At 47.2% G+C, this 16309-nt stretch carries 14 protein-coding genes and 2 rRNA genes; 15 read left to right on the plus strand and 1 reads right to left on the minus strand.

What is annotated here, in order from left to right:
• The 10 genes from BUA17_RS29565 to pssA form a co-directional block, all read left to right on the plus strand.
• Positions 1–94, plus strand: a 23S ribosomal RNA gene (locus BUA17_RS29565); the annotation flags it as partial.
• Positions 95–238: 144 nt separating this feature from the next.
• A 5S ribosomal RNA gene (gene rrf / locus BUA17_RS29570) occupies positions 239–355 on the plus strand.
• Positions 356–555: 200 nt separating this feature from the next.
• Positions 556–1731: a GNAT family N-acetyltransferase gene (locus BUA17_RS29575; RefSeq protein WP_063567404.1), complete on the plus strand. Its 1176-nt coding sequence runs from the start codon at positions 556–558 to the stop codon at positions 1729–1731.
• Between the two features lie 472 nt (positions 1732–2203).
• Positions 2204–2665: a CtsR family transcriptional regulator gene (locus tag BUA17_RS29580; protein ID WP_063567405.1), complete on the plus strand. Its 462-nt coding sequence runs from the start codon at positions 2204–2206 to the stop codon at positions 2663–2665.
• 30 nt (positions 2666–2695) lie between these two features.
• Positions 2696–3220 carry a protein-arginine kinase activator protein McsA gene (locus BUA17_RS29585; protein ID WP_063567406.1) on the plus strand — a complete coding sequence of 175 codons (525 nt, stop codon included), beginning with the start codon at positions 2696–2698 and terminating at the stop codon, positions 3218–3220.
• Between the two features lie 28 nt (positions 3221–3248).
• Positions 3249–4319, plus strand: coding sequence for a protein-arginine kinase McsB (locus BUA17_RS29590; RefSeq protein WP_063567407.1), 1071 nt, complete (start codon positions 3249–3251; stop codon positions 4317–4319).
• A gap of 187 nt (positions 4320–4506) precedes the next feature.
• Positions 4507–6969 carry an ATP-dependent protease ATP-binding subunit ClpC gene (gene clpC, locus BUA17_RS29595; protein WP_063567408.1) on the plus strand — a complete coding sequence of 821 codons (2463 nt, stop codon included), beginning with the start codon at positions 4507–4509 and terminating at the stop codon, positions 6967–6969.
• 294 nt (positions 6970–7263) lie between these two features.
• A complete protein-coding gene (gene radA, locus BUA17_RS29600) occupies positions 7264–8631 on the plus strand; it encodes a DNA repair protein RadA (RefSeq protein ID WP_063567409.1) in 1368 nt (455 codons plus the stop codon).
• Positions 8632–8644: 13 nt separating this feature from the next.
• On the plus strand, positions 8645–9721 hold the full coding sequence (gene disA, locus BUA17_RS29605; protein ID WP_063567410.1) for a DNA integrity scanning diadenylate cyclase DisA: 1077 nt from the start codon (positions 8645–8647) through the stop codon (positions 9719–9721).
• A gap of 43 nt (positions 9722–9764) precedes the next feature.
• Positions 9765–10496 (plus strand): CDP-diacylglycerol--serine O-phosphatidyltransferase, encoded by a 732-nt coding sequence (gene pssA, locus BUA17_RS29610; protein ID WP_063567411.1) that lies wholly within the window; start codon positions 9765–9767, stop codon positions 10494–10496.
• A 122-nt stretch (positions 10497–10618) separates the two neighbouring features.
• Here the strand turns inward: pssA and BUA17_RS29615 are convergent, their stop codons facing one another.
• Positions 10619–11014 carry a nucleoside triphosphate pyrophosphohydrolase family protein gene (locus tag BUA17_RS29615; RefSeq protein ID WP_024633611.1) on the minus strand — a complete coding sequence of 132 codons (396 nt, stop codon included), beginning with the start codon at positions 11012–11014 and terminating at the stop codon, positions 10619–10621.
• 174 nt (positions 11015–11188) lie between these two features.
• On the opposite strand from BUA17_RS29615, the gene BUA17_RS29620 reads away from it, so the two are divergent.
• From BUA17_RS29620 to cysE, 5 genes are all read left to right on the plus strand, one after another.
• A complete protein-coding gene (locus BUA17_RS29620) occupies positions 11189–12274 on the plus strand; it encodes a PIN/TRAM domain-containing protein (RefSeq protein WP_063567412.1) in 1086 nt (361 codons plus the stop codon).
• Between the two features lie 102 nt (positions 12275–12376).
• Positions 12377–13069, plus strand: a complete 693-nt coding sequence (gene ispD, locus BUA17_RS29625) for a 2-C-methyl-D-erythritol 4-phosphate cytidylyltransferase (protein ID WP_072735842.1) — start codon at positions 12377–12379, stop codon at positions 13067–13069.
• Positions 13066–13542 carry a 2-C-methyl-D-erythritol 2,4-cyclodiphosphate synthase gene (gene ispF, locus BUA17_RS29630; protein ID WP_053779226.1) on the plus strand — a complete coding sequence of 159 codons (477 nt, stop codon included), beginning with the start codon at positions 13066–13068 and terminating at the stop codon, positions 13540–13542. The genes ispD and ispF overlap by 4 nt, the downstream gene beginning before the upstream one ends.
• 33 nt (positions 13543–13575) lie before the next feature.
• Entirely contained in the window at positions 13576–15039 is a 1464-nt protein-coding gene (gltX, locus tag BUA17_RS29635) for a glutamate--tRNA ligase (RefSeq protein ID WP_064642087.1), read from the plus strand.
• 592 nt (positions 15040–15631) lie between these two features.
• Positions 15632–16297, plus strand: a complete 666-nt coding sequence (gene cysE, locus BUA17_RS29640) for a serine O-acetyltransferase (protein ID WP_063567438.1) — start codon at positions 15632–15634, stop codon at positions 16295–16297.
• The last annotated feature ends 12 nt before the right edge of the window (positions 16298–16309 follow it).

Raw genomic sequence — 16309 nt, forward strand, 5'->3', positions numbered from 1 at the left:
AGACCCCTTGAAGACGACGAGGTAGATAGGCTGGGGGTGGAAGTGCAGCAATGCATGGAGCTGACCAGTACTAATCGGTCGAGGGCTTATCCAATATGCAAGTTATAAATCGCACATTTCGTTTCGGATCTAGTTTTCAGAGAATAATCTCTGAAATGAAAATCGGTACATCACAGAATGTGTGTATGATTTTCAGTTTCATATCTGATTTCAAGAAGCTATGCTTCGACAAATCGCGTTTGGTGGCGATGGCGGAGGGGTTCCACACGTACCCATCCCGAACACGACCGTTAAGCCCTCTAGCGCCGATGGTACTTGGACCGCAGGGTCCTGGGAGAGTAGGACGCCGCCAAGCGAAGAACCACTGCCGATGTTATTCGGTGGTGGTTTTTATTTGTGTTTTTTAATATAGATCGTTATCCCCGAGAGATGCCCGCGCATCTCTTGTTTGACTTTGTCCCGTTCCTCTGACACACTCATAAATGGATACATACATCACGTATCAGGCCATGATTTGAAAGATATCATAACTTAGAGAACGGGGTGCAGGACGACATGGAAATTCAGAAATTAACCGTAGATGATTTTGAGCCAGCTATGGCACTCTCCGAGTATGCTTTTCAAGTGGTAATGAGTGAAGAGCAAACGGAGAAGAGACGGAGTCAATTTGATTCACAGGATATATGGGGTGTATTTGAGGAAGGACAATTGGGTGCCAAACTTCATATTATTCCTTTTCAAACCTATATTCATGGGAGATCGTTCGAGATGGGCGGTATTGCGGGAGTAGCGACATGGCCAGAATATAGACGTAAAGGCTGGGTAGCTGGGCTGTTGAAGCATGCGCTGGAGGAAATGAACCGTAACAAACAAAGTATATCGTTTTTGCATCCGTTCTCTTTTGCATTTTATCGGAGATATGGATGGGAGACGTATGTTGAGTTTAAACGATATAAAGTGCCTACAGCTCATCTGCCTGCGAAAAAGGCAACCCCTGGAACAATTCGCCGTGGCGATCCGGGACTCAGTATATTAAAGGAAGTATACAGTGCGTACGCTGAACGCTATAACGGAACCTTGATTCGGGATGATGCGAGATGGGAGAATTCAGTTCTATCTAATGGCGCCAGCCAGAAGGCTGTATATTATGATGAAGCTGGTAAAGCACAAGGCTATGTTTTATATGAGGTTAAGGAAAGAAAGTTTACCATTAAAGAGATCATTTATCTGAATGAAGAGACAAGACAAGGTTTGTGGACCTTTATTGCCAACCATGATTCTATGATTGAGGAAGTCACTTTACAGGCACCAGCCAGTGATATGCTTGCTTTTCAATTAGATAATCCGCGGATTCAGCAGGAAATTGTACCTTTCTTCATGGCACGTATTGTGAGTGTAGAACAATTTATTTCACAGTATCCTTTTGCGAGCCCAGACTCACCAGTACAGATTAATCTCCAGGTAGAGGATGCCCATGCACCATGGAATGAAGGGGTATGGCAGTTGAATGTGGCGATGAATGGTACAGCTTCGATATGGAAAACATCTGAGTCGGCACCTAAGGATCAGACTGTTAAAGTAGACATACAGGCGCTCACCGCAATGCTGATGGGGTATCGTAGGCCCGCAGAGATGGCTCAAATAGGTAGAATTGAAGGACCGAATGGAGCGATTAAGGCTTTGGAGCAAGCGATTCCTGAACGGGAAACGTATTTACTTGATTTTTTCTGATCCTCATAGAGTAACGAGTATTTTAGGATCAATTTCATAGACTTAACTTGTATAGCATTACGATGCTAGTGTGAGACAAATGGACTTCTCCAGCTATTTTGGAGAGGTTTTTTTGTGTCAGCCGAATATTTCGTGTAAAATCGTAAAAAATGAATAGTGCTCCCTCTTGGCAAAACCACAAAATATGCTATAATGTATATAAAGTCAAAGAAAGTCAAAGTCAACTAAAGGTTAAATACTTACGTAACTTTCTTTCTGCAATCCGGTGGTGGGAGCCATATTGAAGGTAGTACACATCAGCGGATAAAAGCAATATTAAAGGACCTTCGAGCGTCCTTCGCTCTCCTGTTAAAGACCGTTGAAGATCAGTTTCGCTGTTTCCTTGATTGGTTAAATGGGTTGAGAAGGTGTACTCTGTAGGGGCGTGTGGGTCCTTATTGACTTAACGTTTCAGACAGTGGAGGATGAGTGGATGCGTAATATCTCTGATATTATCGAACAATATCTGAAGAGTATTTTGCATGAAAGTCCCGAAGGATTGGTCGAAATTCAACGTAATGATCTGGCTGATCAATTTTCATGTGTGCCTTCCCAGATCAATTATGTCATCAGCACCCGATTTACACTCGAAAAAGGTTATCTTGTAGAGAGTAAACGTGGCGGCGGCGGTTATGTTCGCATACAGCGGATTGAATTGCCGGCTCACTCGGCTCTGCATAACCATTTGCACCATAGTATTGGAGATGAGATCGGGCAGACAGCTGCCGAAGGTCTGATCTACCAACTGGAAGAAGCACGTTTCTTGAGCAAAAGGGAAGCCGGGTTGATGCGGGCAGCTGTATCGAGAGAGATTATATTGGTCAAACTTCCTTACCGGGATCAAATTCGTGCCAGAATGTTAAAGGCGATGTTAATATCTTTGCTCGGTAAATGAAAACTATCGGGATCAAGGGGGTACATCATTGTGCTGTGCCAAGAATGCAACAACCGTCCGGCAACACTCCATTTCACGAAGATCGTGAACGGAGAGAAGACGGAATTCCATATTTGTGAGTCATGTGCTCGTGAAAAAGGGGAAATGATTCCCGGAACATCCAACGGATTTTCCATTCATAACTTATTGTCCGGGTTGCTTGATTTTGAACCCTCAGGCAAGAATGGCAGTGCGGGAGCAACACCCGCGCAATCCCTTCGTTGTGAAGAATGCGGCATGACCTATTCACAGTTTAGTAAAATCGGCCGTTTTGGCTGTAGTTCTTGTTATAAATATTTTGACAGTCGTTTGGACCCCCTATTCAAACGGGTTCACGGTAGCACTTCCCACGTGGGTAAAGTGCCTGCACGGGCTGGTGGTCGCATCAAGGTCAAAAGACAGATTGCTGATCTGAAACGGGATCTTCAGGAGAGCATAACGCAAGAGGAGTTTGAAGAAGCCGCTCAAATTCGTGATCAGATCAGGGAACTTGAAAAAGAAATAGCTCAGGAGTAAAGTTTGTGATGAGTAGGAGGGATGCGTAATGCCTAATCTGCGTTTTACAGAGAAGGCGCTCAGCGACTGGATGCGTAGTGATGCGGCTGATTCCGAAATCGTCATTAGCAGCCGAGTCCGGATCGCACGCAACCTGCAGCATTATCCGTTTCCGATGCTGGCTTCCAATGAGCAATCGGAAGAAGTGCTGAATAAGCTGAGCGAAGTACTTCAATATGATGACGTTCATGCCTTTGGAGATTTTCATACCCTAGATCTGATTGATATTGATGACCTTGACAAACGGGTGCTGGTGGAGAAGCATTTAATCAGTCCCAGTCTTGCGAACGAATCCAGAAATGGTGCTGTTATTCTCAGTGAGGATGAATCTGTCAGTATTATGATTAATGAAGAGGATCATCTTCGTATCCAGTGCCTCTATCCGGGGTTCCAGGTGAAAGAAGCCTGGGAGAAAGCTTCCGCCATAGATGATGCTTTTGAAGCGCATGTGGATTACGCTTTTGATGACCGCAGAGGATATTTAACCAGCTGTCCTACGAATGTAGGTACAGGTGTAAGAGCATCTGTCATGATGCATCTACCCGCTCTGGTGATGACACAGCAGATTGGCCGCATTCTAAGTGCAGTCTCCCAAGTCGGACTGACTGTACGGGGAATTTACGGTGAAGGCAGTGAGGCGATGGGTAACCTGTTCCAGATCTCGAACCAGATCACACTGGGGCAGACGGAACAAGAAGTCATCGATAACCTGCATAGTGTTGTGTTACAGATGATTGGGCATGAGCGTACCGCCAGAGAACGGTTAATTACGGACTCCAGATTGCGGATTACCGACAGGGTTATGCGTTCTTACGGCATTTTGTCCCATGCAGCCATCGTCGATTCGAAGGAAGCTGCACAGCGTCTGTCTGATGTTCGACTTGGTGTTGATCTCGGATTGTTGGACGGCTTGTCCATTACCGTGATGAACGAGTTGAATGTGATGACGCAGCCGGGCTTTTTGCAGAAAACATTTGGGGAAGACATGCGGACAGATGAGCGTGACATATATCGGGCTCAGTTGATCCGTGATACGATCAGTGCAGCCAATCAATCCTAGGTTGTTCAAGAGTTGTTTATAAAGGTTTCACGCCGCAGATGCGGCTTTTATATAATAGAGCATTTCTATAAATGAATGCTGAATGATTTTATTCGCAGCACGGCTGCAAACAAAAATGATATGAAGAATACGGTGGGATCCTTTCAACAGCCCCCGTTTTATCCAAAACCATGGAGGTGCAGGAGATATGATGTTTGGAAGATTTACGGAACGGGCCCAAAAGGTGCTCGCATTGGCGCAGGAAGAAGCTGTCCGTCTTGGTCATAATAACATCGGTACAGAGCACATTTTGCTCGGCCTCATTCGTGAAGGCGAAGGCATCGCAGCCAAAGCGCTGATCGGCCTGGGACTCGGATTGGAAAAAATTCAAGATGAAGTAGAGACGCTAATTGGCCGTGGCCAAGAGCAACCTACGAACATTGCATATACGCCTCGTGCGAAAAAAGTGATTGAATTGTCTATGGATGAAGCTCGCAAATTGGGCCATACCTATGTAGGCACAGAGCATATCCTGCTTGGATTGATTCGTGAAGGCGAAGGGGTTGCAGCACGTGTGCTGAACAACCTGGGTATTAGTTTGAACAAGGCACGTCAACAAGTGCTGCAACTGCTTGGCAGCAGTGAAGCTGTATCCAGTCATAATGGTACGCCTTCCAATGTCAGCACACCAACACTGGACAGTCTGGCACGTGATCTTACGGCGTATGCCAAGGAGAACAACCTGGACCCAGTGATTGGACGTAGTAAAGAAATCGAACGTGTTATCCAGGTGCTGAGCCGTCGTACCAAGAACAACCCAGTACTGATCGGTGAGCCAGGTGTAGGTAAAACAGCTATCGCTGAAGGACTTGCACAAAAAATCATCGCCAACGAAATTCCAGAGACTTTGCGTGACAAACGTGTCATGACATTGGATATGGGTTCAGTTGTTGCAGGTACAAAATATCGCGGTGAATTCGAAGATCGTCTGAAAAAAATTATGGATGAAATTCGTCAAGCGGGTAACATTGTCTTGTTCATCGACGAATTGCATACCCTGATTGGTGCAGGCGGAGCGGAAGGTGCAATTGATGCTTCGAACATTTTGAAACCGGCTTTGGCCCGTGGAGAATTGCAGTGCATCGGTGCTACAACGTTGGATGAATATCGCAAATATATCGAGAAGGATGCTGCGCTAGAGCGTCGTTTCCAACCGATTACGGTCGATCAGCCTTCTCCAGAAGAAGCGGTTCAAATTTTGCATGGTTTACGTGATCGTTACGAAGCGCATCACCGGGTAAAAATTACGGATGAAGCGATTGTGCAGGCGGTTAAACTGTCTGATCGGTACATTACAGACCGTTTCCTGCCGGACAAAGCGATTGACCTGATTGATGAGGCGGGTTCCAAAGTAAGACTGAACTCTTACACGATCCCACCTAACCTCAAACAACTGGAGAGCCGTCTCGAGGATATCCGCAAGGAAAAAGACGCAGCGGTTCAAAGCCAGGAGTTCGAAAAGGCAGCAGCGCTGCGTGACACGGAACAAAAAATCCGTGAAGAGCTGGATGTAACGAAGAACCAATGGAAAGAAAAACAAGGTCGCACGGATTCTGAGGTAACTCCTGAGGATATCGCACAAGTAGTAGCCAGCTGGACTGGTATTCCGGTGAATCAGCTGAAAGAAGAAGAGACACAACGCTTGATGAATCTGGAATCAATTCTGCATGAACGTGTCATTGGTCAGGATGAGGCTGTGAAGTCCGTCAGTCGTGCAGTTCGTCGTGCTCGTGCCGGATTGAAAGATCCGAAACGTCCAATGGGTTCATTTATCTTCCTTGGTCCTACAGGGGTAGGTAAAACCGAGCTGGCTCGTGCTCTTGCAGAAGCCATGTTCGGGGATGAAAATGCAGTCATCCGGATTGATATGTCCGAGTATGGCGAGAAGCATTCCACTTCAAGACTCGTCGGAGCACCTCCGGGATATGTGGGATATGAAGAAGGTGGACAGCTGACAGAGAAAGTTCGTCGCAAACCTTACTCTGTCGTCCTGCTCGATGAAATCGAGAAAGCACATCCTGAAGTATTCAACATCTTGCTGCAAGTGCTTGAGGATGGTCGTCTGACCGACTCCAAAGGTCGCGTCGTAGACTTCCGGAATACGTTGATTATTTTGACATCCAATGTGGGTGCAGAAGCGATCAAACGTAACTCTACACTGGGCTTTACGGCAGTAGTGGATGCAGGTGCGGATTACGATAACATGAAGGGTAAAGTGATGGATGAGCTGAAGAAAAGCTTCCGTCCTGAGTTCCTTAACCGGATTGATGAAATTATCGTGTTCCATTCTCTTGAAGAAAAACACATTGCTGAGATTGTTACACTGATGAGTGAAGAGCTTCGTAAACGTCTGAATGAATACGAGGTCGACTTCGAACTCACAGACAATGCCAAGGCTTTCCTTGCCAAAGCAGGCTTCGATCCAGCCTATGGTGCTCGTCCGCTTCGTCGGGCGATCCAGAAGCATATTGAAGACAAATTATCGGAAGAATTGCTCACGGGTAATGTGACTAAAGGTGATTCGTTGCTCATCGATGAAGAGAATGGAGCATTGTCTGTAACTAAAAAAGACGTTGTTGTTCCTTCCACTGAGGAAATCGAAACGAAATAAGTAACACTCAACTAGTGACATAACTACTGAGTCTGATGTATAAAACAAAAATCCTTCCTGGCTTTAGTCGGGAAGGATTTTTTTGTGTTTTTTTGCCAGTCAGAGACCCAGAGCTGTTGTTTATCAGAAAATAAACTTTGAAGTGCTACGAACATGTGTAAAGTTTGCGATAATCCTTTACGAAAAATCTCAAACAATGGTAAACTTTTATTAACCCTGCACGTCAGGGAATTAAGGCAAAATTCGTCGAAAAATGCAAAATGCTGTTATAAAATAAATCCTAGGAGTGCTGAAGTGGCCAAAGTTAAAACCAAGTTTCAGTGTACGGAATGCGGCTATGAAGCCCCCAAATGGTACGGCAAATGTCCGGGTTGTCAGTCTTGGAATTCAATGGTGGAAGAAACCGAAACGGTGGTCAAAACACAAGGGAGAAATTCCCCTCTCTTTGAGAGTAAAGATAAGCCACTTCCCATCATAGATATAGATAGCGGTCAGGAACCGCGTGTACAGACTGGAATTGAAGAACTGAACCGGGTTTTGGGCGGCGGAATTGTTCCAGGATCTCTCGTTCTGGTGGGCGGAGACCCCGGAATCGGAAAATCAACATTGATGTTGCAAACATCTCATGCTTTGACTCACTCAGGTTTGCGTGTGTTATATGTCTCAGGTGAGGAATCAGTTAAGCAAACGAAATTGCGGGCTGACCGTCTGGGTGCGCTGTCTCCTGAGTTATATGTACTATGTGAGACCAATATGGAGCGGGTAGAGGAAGCGGTGGAGCAGATCCAGCCGCATTTTCTAGTCATCGACTCTATTCAGACCGTTTATCTGCCAGAAGTCACCAGTGCACCCGGCAGTGTAGCTCAGGTAAGGGAATGTACCTCACGGTTCATGCGAATCGCCAAAGGGCGAGGCATTGCAACCGTACTTGTGGGGCATGTTACGAAAGAAGGCGCCATTGCAGGTCCACGTATGTTGGAACATATGGTGGACTGTGTTCTTTATTTTGAAGGAGAACGGCATCATACGTATCGCCTTTTACGTGCGGTAAAGAACCGTTTTGGTTCGACCAATGAGATCGGCATTTTTGAAATGGGCGAAGATGGACTTCGTGAAGTAGGCAACCCTTCTGAGCTCTTTTTGTCAGAACGTCCTCTGGGTGTGGCTGGTTCTACCGTAGTTGCCAGCATGGAGGGCACACGTCCTCTGCTTGTGGAATTGCAGGCATTGATTTCAACCACACATTTCCCTTCTCCGCGGCGTATGGCAACAGGGGTAGATCTCCATCGATTAAACCTGATTATTGCGGTACTGGAGAAACGGATGGGCATGTTCTTGCAAACGCAGGATGCTTATCTGAACGTAGCTGGTGGTGTGAGATTAGATGAGCCGGCAGTAGATTTGGCGGTTGCTGTAAGTATCGCATCCAGCTTGAGAGATGTACCGACCAAGCCAGATGACGTCATCTTTGGGGAAATCGGTTTAACGGGTGAAGTTCGGGCCGTTTCAAGGGCTGAACAACGTGTGAAAGAAGCTCAGAAATTGGGCTTTAAGCGTGTCATTTTACCAGAAAAAAGCTTAAAGGGCTGGAAACATCCTCGCGGGATACAACTGATCGGTGTGAATACCGTGGCAGATGCACTAGCGGTTGCTTTAGATTAGGGGGCATAACAAGATGAAAGATTCGAGCCAACTGGATAATATGAACGAATTGTTAAGGCTGATTGCACCAGGTACACCTTTCCGCGAAGGTCTGGAGAACGTGCTGCGCGCCAAGACGGGTGCACTGCTGGTTGTAGGATACAGCCCTGAAGTAATGGAAGTGGTGGATGGAGGATTCTCGATTAACTGTGATTTCTCCCCGAACTATTTGTATGAACTCGCCAAGATGGACGGTGCCATTATCCTTAGCGAGGATTTAAAACGTATTCTATACGCCAATACTCAACTTATTCCTGACTCATCCATCTCTTCATCTGAGACGGGGATCCGTCACCGGACGGCTGAGCGTGTCGCGAAACAAACAGGTAAATTAGTCGTATCTATATCGCAGCGGCGGAATATTATTACCTTATACCAAGGAACACTACGGTATTCCCTCAAGGAAATCGGGGTTATTTTGACCAAGGCGAATCAAGCGATTCAAACCTTGGAGAAATACAAGGCTGTATTGACACAGTCCCTTACGAATCTGAGCGCCGCCGAGTTCGAGGAACTGGTAACGATTCCTGAGGTAGTCAATGTCATTCAGCGTACGGAAATGGTTATGCGCATCAAAACGGAAATCAAGCGTTACATTCATGAACTCGGCAACGAGGGACGTTTGATCTCCATGCAGATGGAGGAGCTCGTCGGTACAACAGAAGAGGAAGCCTGGTTGCTGTATAAGGACTATGCCCGTGATGACAGTGATGACAAGATTCGTGAGATTATCGTTGGTCTGAAAAGACTGTCGGACGATGAATTGCTGGATGCACATCATATCGTACGTCTTCTGGGATACCCTTCGTCAGCGGCTACGTCTGAAGATTCGGTTGCACCTCGCGGATATCGGGTATTAAATAAGATACCACGCCTGCCGAATGTCATTATCCATAACTTGGTGGATCAATTCGAACAATTGCCTCATGTCATTATGGCTACAATTGAAGAGCTGGACGAAGTGGACGGGATTGGAGAGGTACGGGCCCGAACTATTAAGGAAGGTCTCAAGCGTTTGCAGGAGCAGATGTTTATTGACAGACAAATGTAAGGGTTTGCCTATAACGGCTTGAAAATAATGAGGTGAAACAACGATGTTAACCAGATTCATTCCGAATCTCTTTACCTTGGGTAATCTGTTTCTTGGAATGATGGCAATCCTGCTTGCAATTGATGGGAAGTATAGTTTGGCTGCGATTTTGGTCATTATTGCGATGTTGCTGGATGGCCTGGATGGCCGTGTGGCACGTGCACTTAATGCCCAGAGTGAGTTTGGTAAAGAGCTGGATTCTTTGTCTGACATGGTTTCATTCGGTGCAGCTCCAGCCTTAATTATATTCATGGTCTCGTTTCAGGATGCAACTCCGGTTCTCGCCTGGATCGCAACCGCAAGCTTTCCAATCTGTGGGGCTATCCGGTTAGCCCGGTTTAACGTTCGCCCCGGTATCCCCGGGTACTTCACAGGTTTGCCGATCCCAGCGGCTGGAGGGGTACTAGCAACACTATCCTTGTTTAATAAGGATATCGGTCCCGTGAGTATGATGATTGCGACCTTGCTGTTATCGTATCTGATGGTAAGTTCGCTGAAATATCCCAATTTCAAAAAGGTTGGTCTACCGCGTAAAGCGATCTGGATTGCACCTTGGGTCATCGTCTTCGCGGTAGTGGTGGCTGTTATGTTTCCAGAACAATTGTCCAAATTGATCTTTATTCCACTTGTGTTATACGCTCTATATGGGATGAAGCATAATATGCGGACGGCAGCCTCGCGGAACCGAGCCAAAAAGCGTAAAGAAGAGAAGTCTTCCCGTCCTTCCGATCGCTAGGCATTCCATCATTTCGGGAAATAAAAAGAAAGCACGTACGCTCCTCAACAGGAGAATACGTGCTTATTTTTGTTTTTAAAATCTATACGTTAACTTAATCATTACAACGAAATACGTATTGTTTACGACAAATTGAACATCCCTAACGTCGAACATTTCTGTGACTCGTGATTTACGACCTCTTCCATGTTGATGTCCAGCAGATTGCAGAGAGCCGACATATAAAACAGGTTCCGCCCTAGTTCAGAGCTGATCACCTCTTTACAATTCTCGCACAATTCACCTTCCACATGCGTTTCCAGCAGGCCTTTTGATTGAGCAATGTCGCTCTCTGGGGCATATTTCTGCTTGGTGGCGTGCAGCTCAATGCAGCCGCATTCGGTAATGGCCTTGGACACGGCACGGTTGACAGAGGCGCCGGCTTGTCCTGTTTTGGACAGTACATCAATCAGGCTGCGATGACGCAGCAACAGCTCGGAAACTTGATCCTGAAAAGCCTGTAAACTTAGCGTACTCATTTTGCTACTCACCTCGGGATATGAATTGAATTCATTATATGCCAATAATTTACCTTCTTTCAACTGACGATTGCAACATTTCCAAAAAGTTCTTCAAAAGCGGGATTAGCAATCTGAGAATTGGATCATACTGGATATAAAGATGAAGTTATATTGAAGGAGGTGCAGGGACTTATGTGGAAAAAAGGCATTTTAACTTTTACAGGATTGTGCGGTGCATGGTTCGGCTACACGGCATATCATCTGGCAGGAAAATCCGTCCCTTGGATGGCTGAATGGATTCAATCAGCAGGATTATTGGGGGCTGGGGTATCAACCCTACTAGGTGCTGTATTGTTTATGTCCGTGTGTAACATTGGTGGAACATTAATGGCAACCAGACTACATAATAGTATTGATTCGTTGGCCAAAGTACCGATGAATGAATTGGCTGCGGGTGCGGCGGGTACAGTTGCAGGACTGCTGGTGGCCTTGCTGTTATATCCTTGTGTAGCATGGCTGGGGACGGCCGGAGAAGTGCTGCAAGTGGCACTGACGGTCGTAAGTAGCTATATAGGCTATATGCTTGCAATGGCGAAGAAAGACGATCTGGCGGCCTTCTGGATGTCAGGACGCTGGGGTCATCCTGAGGTGGATGAGGAAAGACGGCTAGAAGAGCACAAAATTTTGGATACCAGTGTAATTATCGATGGTCGCATCGCGGATATATGCAAAACCGGATTTATCGAGGGCACGATTGTAATCCCGGAATTCGTTCTGGAGGAATTGCAGCACATTGCAGATTCATCGGACTTGCTCAAACGGAACAGAGGACGGCGTGGGCTTGATATTCTGAATAAAATTCAGAAGGAATTGGACGTTAAAGTGCTCATCTACGAAGGTGATTTCGAGGAGATTTCGGAAGTGGACAGCAAGCTGGTCAAGCTCGCCAAGGTGCTTCAGGGTAAAGTTGTCACCAACGACTTCAACCTGAATAAGGTCTGTGAACTGCAAGGAGTATCCGTGCTAAACATCAATGACCTCGCCAATGCCGTTAAGCCGGTGGTATTGCCAGGTGAGGAGATTATGGTACAGATTATCAAGGATGGTAAGGAACACGGTCAAGGTGTAGCCTATCTGGATGATGGCACCATGATCGTGGTGGAAGGCGGACGCGAGTATATCGGCATGATGATGGAAGTGCTGGTGACCAGTGTGCTGCAGACGTCAGCGGGACGAATGATTTTTGCCAAGCCGAAACTGTTGGAAAAAGCCCAATAAAGCGGTATGATGGGTAGTGTATCGTTTAACGATATTTAATATCGATAGTAGATATTTTGTATCTTACGACGATAAACTGACAGACAAGGCAGGGATTGCGGCATGGATAAAGGGTGGGGTGTTGTCATTGTGGCGGCAGGTCGGGGGACCCGGATGGGAACAACCGAGAGTAAGCAGTTTCTGCTGCTGCAGGACAAGCCCGTTTTCATACATACGCTTGAAGTGTTTACGGCTATGGACGAGGTCAGCGAAATGGTGCTGGTCACGGGAGCTGTCGATGTTGAACGCTGCCAGGATTGGGTAAAAGAATACCGACTGGAATCACGTGTCCGTGTCATCCCCGGAGGGAAGGAGAGACAGCATTCGGTCCACGAAGGCCTTAAGGCACTAGGGACAGACTGGGTCCTCGTTCACGACGGGGTACGTCCTTTTATAAACCGTGAGCAGATTATGGGGTGTATGAAGGCCGCTATGTCGGGTGGAGCAGCTGTACTGGCCGTTCCAGTGAAGGATACGATCAAACAAGTAAATGCGGATGGAATCGTTACGGCGACGCCGGACCGCAGCAGTCTGTGGAGCATTCAAACCCCGCAGGCTTTTCGTCTTTCTTCCCTGCTGATTGCGTACGAATCGGCGGACCGGGACGGATTTCTAGGAACGGATGACGCAATGCTGGCTGAACGCCAGGGAATGTCGGTCAAGGTTGTGGAAGGCAGTTATAAGAACATCAAATTAACGACGCCGGAAGATTTGGAATACGCCGCGTTTTTGCTCAAGGGAGAGAAGAAGCGATGATACGTGTAGGACAGGGATTCGATGTACATCAACTGGTAGAGGGACGCCCATGCATTATTGGCGGGGTAACGATCCCTTATGAAAAAGGACTGCTGGGTCACTCGGACGCAGACGTGCTGCTGCATGCCATCAGTGATGCCATTCTTGGTGCGCTTGCACTTGGGGATATTGGCAAACACTTCCCGGATACGGATCCGGAGTTCAAAGATGCTGATAGCCTGAAACTGCTGGAGCATGTCTGGCAGTTGGTGAAGGATCGTGGATACCGTCTGGGGAACATTGATTCAACCATTATTGCACAGAAACCGAAGATGGCACCTTATGTTCCGCAGATGGCCGAAGTTATTGCCAAGGCACTTGAAGCGGATGTAACTCAGGTGAATGTCAAAGCGACAACAACAGAGCAACTCGGATTCCCTGGACGGGGAGAGGGTATAGCTGCCCAATCGGTTGTTTGCCTTGTTCGCGTGTGATATTATCAACCAATTAGAGACGGAGGGGATATTATGAGCACCGAAGTTCGCGTGCGCTACGCGCCGAGTCCAACGGGACACCTGCATATCGGGAACGCCCGTACGGCGCTGTTTAACTATTTGTATGCCAAACATAATAACGGCAAATTCATTATTCGTATTGAGGATACGGACGTGAAACGCAACATTGCCGGTGGTGAGGAAAGCCAGCTGAAATACCTGAAATGGCTCGGAATCGAGTGGGACGAAAGTATTGATGTCGGCGGCGAGTACGGACCATACCGTCAGACGGAACGTTTGGACATCTATCGTAAATATACGCAGGAGCTGCTGGATAAAGGTCTGGCTTACCGCTGTTATTGCACGGAAGAAGAGCTGGAGCAAGAACGTGAGGAACAGACAGCACGTGGAGAAACTCCGCGTTATTCGGGTAAACACCGTGATCTGACACCGGAGCAACAGAGCGCATTTGAAGCGGAAGGCCGTGTGGCGAGTATTCGTTTCCGTGTACCGGAAGAACGCATCTATACGTTTGATGACATGGTCAAAGGAACAATCTCATTCAACAGCAAGGAATCCGGCGACTTCGTTATTGTGAAAAAAGACGGCATTCCTACGTACAACTATGCAGTTGCTGTCGATGATCATTTGATGAAAATCTCCCACGTCCTGCGTGGGGAAGATCACATCTCTAACACACCGCGTCAACTGATGATTTATGAAGCGCTTGGCTGGGAGCCGCCGCAATTCGGTCATATGACGTTGATCGTGAATGAAAACCACAAAAAGCTGAGTAAACGTGACGAATCCGTTATTCAGTTTATTGAACAATATGATCAGCTCGGCTATCTGCCTGAGGCGATGTTTAACTTCATCTCCCTGCTTGGCTGGTCGCCTGAAGGAGAAGAAGAGATCTTCTCGCAGGAGCAGTTAATCTCCATTTTTGATACGAAGCGTCTGTCCAAGAGCCCGGCGGTATTTGATACACACAAGCTGGCTCACTTGAACAACCACTACATCAAAAATGCTGAACCAGATCGCATTGCCGAAATGGCGATTCCACATCTGCAAAAAGCGGGGCGTATTGCAGCTGAGCTCTCACCTGAACAAAAAGAATGGGCATATACGCTTGTTCATCTCTACCAAGAGCAAATGAATTCTGCCTCCGATATCGTGGAGTTGTCGGAAGTGTTCTTCCGTTCCCACCTGGAGCTGGAAAGTGAAGGGGCTGCTGTACTGGCTGAGGAGCATGTACCAACCGTTCTGAAGGCATTTGCTGATAAAGTACAGGCTAGCGACGAATTTACACCAAGCAAGATGGCTGCGCTGATCAAAGAAGTTCAGAAAGAGACCGGATTTAAGGGTAAACAGCTGTTTATGCCGATCCGTGTAGCTCTGACAGGACAGACTCATGGACGCGATCTGAACCAAACAATTGTACTGCTTGGCCGCGATACGGTCATTGATCGATTGCATGCTCAGGTAAAAGGCGCGTAAGTAACGCCCTTGTTTAGTCTACTTTGACTTAAGGATGGAACTTCGTTCCCACCGATATGAAGGAAGATTGTTGTCAGTCCATAACCTTTTCGCTATAATAGCAACACAAAGGTTAAATGGTATGATTTTATCATTCATCATAAAAACAGCAAAGACCGGGAGAAGTAGGCTGAACCGGACAGATTCAGAGAGGATGGTCCCGCAGTAAAGAACAAGATTCTTAGCTGAGGTGGCTGTGAGTCATCCGCTGTCCGTCAGTCGAAATGCACCCGTGAGCTGCATAGCCGAATCCGGCCCCGCCTCTCGTTATGTAGGAGAGAGGAAAACGTCAGGATAGGTTGTGACGGTTGGTTCCCGTTACGGAACTGTTGAGGGTTCATTCTTGTGCAAGGATATGAGGCAGCTATAACAGGTAGCCTAGTTCTTGTATGTTAAGGCATGAACCGAGCAGAGTGGGACCGCGATAAACGCCTCTGCAGCTTAATAGCTGCAGAGGCGTTTTCTATTTAGGTCGAGTCAGAAGAACACTACCATGAGGGCCGCGCCATCCGGAAAGCCGGAGGACGAAGACCTGAACAAGAGGGGAACGAGCATGTTCAAGAAGATCAGATCAGATATCCAGGCGGTGTTTGAAAACGATCCGGCGGCCCGGGGATGGTTTGAGGTTGTATTTACCTACTCGGGGCTGCATGCGATATGGGCGCACCGGGTGGCACACTTTTTATACAAGCGGAGATGGTTTTCTTTCGCGCGGTTCATTTCACAGGTCAGCCGCTTTATGACAGGCATCGAAATCCATCCAGGCGCTACGATTGGCAATCGGTTGTTTATTGACCATGGCATGGGCGTGGTGATTGGGGAAACGTGTGAAATTGGCGACGATGTTGTCATCTATCAGGGGGTCACACTTGGCGGAACGGGTAAAGAAAAAGGGAAGAGACATCCGACAATTGGCAATAATGTGGTTATCTCATCCGGAGCGAAGGTGCTAGGTTCCTTCAGCGTGGGGGATCAATGTAATATTGGTGCGAACTCGGTTGTGCTGAAGGAAGTCCCTTCGAATAGCACCGTTGTAGGCATACCGGGCAGAATCGTGAAGCAGGATGGCCGCCGGGTGGACCGTCTGAATCAGCAGCTTCCCGATCCGGTCATCGATTCCCTGCGCACTATGCAGCAAGAAATCGAACGATTACGTGAAGAAGTGCGTACTTTGCAGAGTACACGTGAAAGTGAGTTTTCCCGTGGTACAATAGAATAATGATGGAAACGG

This window comes from Paenibacillus sp. ov031 (assembly GCF_900143165.1).
Classification (GTDB): domain Bacteria; phylum Bacillota; class Bacilli; order Paenibacillales; family Paenibacillaceae; genus Paenibacillus; species Paenibacillus marchantiae.